Source organism: Variovorax paradoxus (assembly GCF_000834655.1).
Lineage (GTDB): Bacteria > Pseudomonadota > Gammaproteobacteria > Burkholderiales > Burkholderiaceae_C > Variovorax > Variovorax paradoxus_F.
In genome coordinates this window covers 1-4,030 of sequence record NZ_JXQQ01000105.1, presented here as the reverse complement: position 1 = coordinate 4,030, position 4,030 = coordinate 1, and the positions used below count along the sequence as shown (strand labels likewise).

Sequence of the window (4,030 nt, the reverse complement as noted above, 5' to 3'; positions counted from 1 at the left end):
CGGCGTTCGCGACACAGCAGCGCCTCAGAGAGCGCCGTGTGCCCCCACCCCAACCCTCCCCCGGAAGGGGAGGGAGCCAATCCAGGCCAAGTGGAGCAAAGACCCACACTCGTAGAGAGAGCCAAGCCAAGCCAAGCCAAGCCAAGCCAAGCCAAGCGAAGCGAAGCGAAGGCCCGTGAGCTGGCCGAGCGCAGCGATGGCGTACCGGTTCCCCAATCCCTTCTGTATGCGCCGAGGAGCGCAGCGTTTCGCGGATCAGGGCTCGCCCTTGTTTGAGCGAAGCGAGTTTGGGCGAGACCCCGCGAAACGCGAGCACCGCAGGTTGCCCGTAGCGAAGCGAAGGGACGCAGACAGCAGGGTCGCCTTTTCTTTGCTTACGTTCTTTTGGCGAAGCAAAAGAAAGTAAGTCGGCCGCCGGGCCGAGACCCGGCCCCGGGAAAAAGAAAAACCCAATTGCTACCATCGTCCCAAGCCACCAGACGAAGAAACCTAAATGACCTCATTCCCCTTCGCCGCAGTCCTCTTCGACTGCGACGGCGTCCTAGTCGACTCCGAACCCATCACCAACCGCGTCCTCGCCGACATGCTCGGCGAACTAGGCTGGCACCTCACCACCGAAGAAGCGATGAACACCTTCACCGGCAAGGCCGTGAAGGACGAGGCCCCCCTCATCGAAGCGAAGACAGGCTTCGCCATCACGCCCGAGTGGCTCAAGACCTTCAGGGCCCGCCGCAACGAAGCGCTCGAACGCGACCTCACCGCGATCCCCCACGCCCCCGCAGCCATCCGCCAGATCCACGCCCTGCTCAAGGGCCGCATCGCCTGCGCCTCGGGCGCCGACCGCCACAAGGTCGAGCTGCAACTGGCCAAGGTCGGCCTGCTCGACTGCTTCGAAGGGCGCATCTTCAGCGGCCACGAAATGCCGCGCTCCAAGCCGCACCCGGACGTGTACCTCGCCGCCGCCGAAGCATTGGGCGTCGACCCCAGGCGCTGCGCCGTCGTCGAGGACACCGTCACCGGCGCGATGGCCGGCGTGGCCGCGGGTGCCAGGGTGTTCGGCTACAGCACGGGCGAATCGGGCCACAGCGGTCCCGGTCCGCTGCTGAGCGTGGGCGCGGCGCGGGTGTTCAGCGACATGGCCGAATTGCCGGCGCTGCTGTCGGGCTTTGGCCTGCAGGCGGCCTGAGTTTCTGGTGGAATGGTCGGCACCGTTTCCCCGCCATTTGCAGGCACCGCAGGAACGAAGGAACCCCAGCCCATGACCTCCGAATACAAGACAGAACAGCCCGACCGCGCCGAGATCGACGCACGCACCGGCCCCGCCGTGGTCGAGTTCGGCACCAACTGGTGCGGCATCTGCAAGGCCGCGCAGCCGAACATCGCCGAGGCCTTCGCCCAGTACCCCGACATCCCGCGCATCAAGGTCGAGGACGGCAGCGGCCGCCCGCTGGGCCGTTCGTTCAACGTGCGGCTCTGGCCCACGCTGGTGTTCATGCGCGATGGCAAGGAAGTTGCCAAGCTCGTGCGGCCGGAAGACAGCCAGTCCATCGCCGACGCGCTGGCGAAGATCGCGCAGCCCGGCTGATCGGTGCTAAAGCCCCTGCGCCCGGAAGTCCCGCGGCGCATGCCCGGTCCATTGCAGGAACGCGCGCGAAAAACTCTTCTCGTTGCGAAAGCCCACCGCCAGCGCCACCTGCTTGATCGGGCGGCTGGTACGGCGCAACTGCTCCACCGCGAGCTCGTGGCGCACTTCGTTCTTCAGCGTCTGCAGCGAGGTGCCTTCCTCGTGCAACTGCCGGTGCAGCGTGCGGCTCGACACGTTCAAAAGCCCGGCCATCGCGTCCGCGGTGGTGGCCTCGGCGGCGCGCGAACGCAGCAGTTCGCGCACGCGCTGCCCCAGCAGGCGGTCGCGGCGGTATTGCAGGATCGTGAGCGGCAGCGCGCGCTTGAGCATGGTGCGCAGCGCGCGCTCGTCGCGCTGCAGCGGCAGGGCCAGGTAGCGTTCGTCGAAGCTCAATGAGGCCTGTGCCGCGTCGAAGCGCACCTCGGGCGTGAACATCGGCGCGTAGGCGTCGCGGTGCGGGGGCGCTGCGAACGGAAAGGTGGCGCTGCGCAGCGAGATGCGCGAGTCGATCGCCCAGCACATGTAGCCGTGCATGAAGCGCAGGCTGGTCACCAGGCAGAACTCGCGGAAGGCCTCGTCCAGCGGGTGGTTCTCGGTGATGCGCAGCGTGGCCACGCCCCCGGCCACTTCGAGGGCGAGGCCGATGTCTTCCGTCAGCAGGCGGTGATGGCGGCACCAGCGCTTGATGGCCACGCCCAGGTCGGGCGAGGTCAGCGAGGCGCGGCACAGCATGCCGTAGCTGCCCCAGGGCAGGCGCCGCGAGAACCAGCCGAGGGCTTCGTCGTCCAGCTCCTGCATGGCGTGTTCCGAGAGCGCCTCGAATTGCGCCGCCGTCACCCGCGCGCCCGGCCGGGCCAGTTCGCGCGGCGTGATCTGTGCCGACTTCAGGGCCTCGGCGGGGTCTAGGCCGTAGCGCTCGTAGCCCTTCGCGATGGCTCTCACGAAGGCCATGGGGGTGACGGCGCGGGCGGGCTTCAGGAAGGCGGGCGAGGTCATGGTCGAAGGGGAAGGGCGTGGCGCAATTTGCAACCATTGTGGCGCCAATTGCGGCGCGGCGAGGCGTAAGCTGCGATTCTTCCAAGCGCCATTCCGCGTGGGCAGCCCTGCGCGCCGACCCCTCAGAGGAGACAAGACACATGCACGATCCCGGCCTGAACTTCGACCTGGGCGAGGACATCGACTCGCTGCGCAGCGCCATCCAGGACTTCGCCGCGAACGAAATCGCCCCCCGCGCCGCCGACATTGACCGCGACAACCTGTTCCCGCACGACCTGTGGCAGAAGCTGGGCGAGCTCGGCCTGCATGGCATGACGGTGAAGGAAGAGTTCGGTGGCACCGAGCTGGGCTACCTGGCGCACATCGTGGCCATGGAAGAAGTCTCGCGCGCCTCGGCCTCGGTGGGCCTGTCGTACGGCGCGCACTCGAACCTGTGCGTGAACCAGATCCATCGCAACGGCAGCGATGCGCAGAAGAAGAAATACCTGCCCAAGCTGGTGAGCGGCGAACATGTCGGCGCACTGGCCATGAGCGAGCCCAACGCCGGCTCCGACGTGGTGAGCATGAAGCTCAAGGCCGAGAAGAAGGACGGCTTCTACGTGCTCAACGGCGGCAAGATGTGGATCACCAACGGCGGCGACGCCGACACGCTGGTCATCTACGCCAAGACCGAACCCGAGATGGGCGCGCGCGGCATGACGGCCTTCATCGTCGAGAAGAACTTCAAGGGCTTCTCGGCCGGCACCAAGCTCGACAAGCTCGGCATGCGCGGCTCCAACACCTACCCGCTGTTCTTCGACAACTGCGAGGTGCCCGAAGAGAACGTGCTCGGCGGCGAAGGCATGGGCGCGAAGGTGCTGATGAGCGGCCTGGACTACGAGCGCGCGGTGCTCTCGGGCGGCCCGCTGGGCATCATGGCCGCATGCATGGATGCGGTGCTGCCCTTCATCCACGAGCGCAAGCAGTTCGGCCAGAGCATCGGCGAATTCCAGCTCATGCAGGGCAAGCTCGCGGACATGTATTCGACCTGGCAGGCCACGCGCGCCTACGTGTATGCCGTGGGCAAGGCCTGCGACCGCAACGACCATGCGCGCACCTTCCGCAAGGACGCGGCCGGCGCGATTCTTTATTCGGCCGAGAAGGCGACGTGGATGGCCGGCGAGGCGATCCAGGCGCTGGGCGGCGTGGGCTACACGAAGGACTTTCCGGTCGAGCGGCTGTGGCGCGATGCCAAGCTGTACGAGATCGGCGCGGGCACGAGCGAAATCCGCCGCATGCTGATCGGTCGCGAGCTGTTCGCGGAAACTGCGTAAGCTGTTTTTCTCCCTCCCCTTCCGGGGGAGGGCAGGGGTGGGGGCTCGCGGCAATCGATGAAGCACAGCGCCTGACAAATGCCGCTTGCCCCCCTCC

Annotated in this window: 4 protein-coding genes; 3 read left to right on the top strand and 1 reads right to left on the bottom strand. The window is 66.9% G+C overall.

Going from position 1 to position 4,030, the window contains the following annotated elements; genetic code table 11:
- Positions 1 to 493: 493 nt before the first annotated feature.
- Together RT97_RS28670 and RT97_RS28665 are read left to right on the top strand one after the other, a co-directional pair.
- Complete coding sequence (locus RT97_RS28670) at positions 494 to 1,186, top strand: HAD family hydrolase (RefSeq protein ID WP_042582261.1); 693 nt, start codon at positions 494 to 496, stop codon at positions 1,184 to 1,186.
- A 72-nt stretch (positions 1,187 to 1,258) separates the two neighbouring features.
- On the top strand, positions 1,259 to 1,585 hold the full coding sequence (locus RT97_RS28665) for a thioredoxin family protein (RefSeq protein ID WP_042582260.1): 327 nt from the start codon (positions 1,259 to 1,261) through the stop codon (positions 1,583 to 1,585).
- A gap of 6 nt (positions 1,586 to 1,591) precedes the next feature.
- Here the strand turns inward: RT97_RS28665 and RT97_RS28660 are convergent, their stop codons facing one another.
- The gene (locus tag RT97_RS28660) at positions 1,592 to 2,620 is read right to left on the bottom strand and encodes an AraC family transcriptional regulator (protein ID WP_042582259.1); all 1,029 of its coding nucleotides are present in this window, start codon (positions 2,618 to 2,620) and stop codon (positions 1,592 to 1,594) included.
- Between the two features lie 140 nt (positions 2,621 to 2,760).
- Between RT97_RS28660 and RT97_RS28655 the strand changes: the two genes are divergently transcribed.
- Positions 2,761 to 3,933: an isovaleryl-CoA dehydrogenase gene (locus tag RT97_RS28655; protein ID WP_042582258.1), complete on the top strand. Its 1,173-nt coding sequence runs from the start codon at positions 2,761 to 2,763 to the stop codon at positions 3,931 to 3,933.
- Positions 3,934 to 4,030: the final 97 nt, after the last annotated feature.

Coding starts and splice junctions, on each gene's coding strand:
- RT97_RS28670 (WP_042582261.1), top strand. CDS start 494: ATGACCTCATTCCCCTTCGCCGCAGTCCTCTTCGACTGCGACGGCGTC.
- RT97_RS28665 (WP_042582260.1), top strand. CDS start 1,259: ATGACCTCCGAATACAAGACAGAACAGCCCGACCGCGCCGAGATCGAC.
- RT97_RS28660 (WP_042582259.1), bottom strand. CDS start 2,620: ATGACCTCGCCCGCCTTCCTGAAGCCCGCCCGCGCCGTCACCCCCATG.
- RT97_RS28655 (WP_042582258.1), top strand. CDS start 2,761: ATGCACGATCCCGGCCTGAACTTCGACCTGGGCGAGGACATCGACTCG.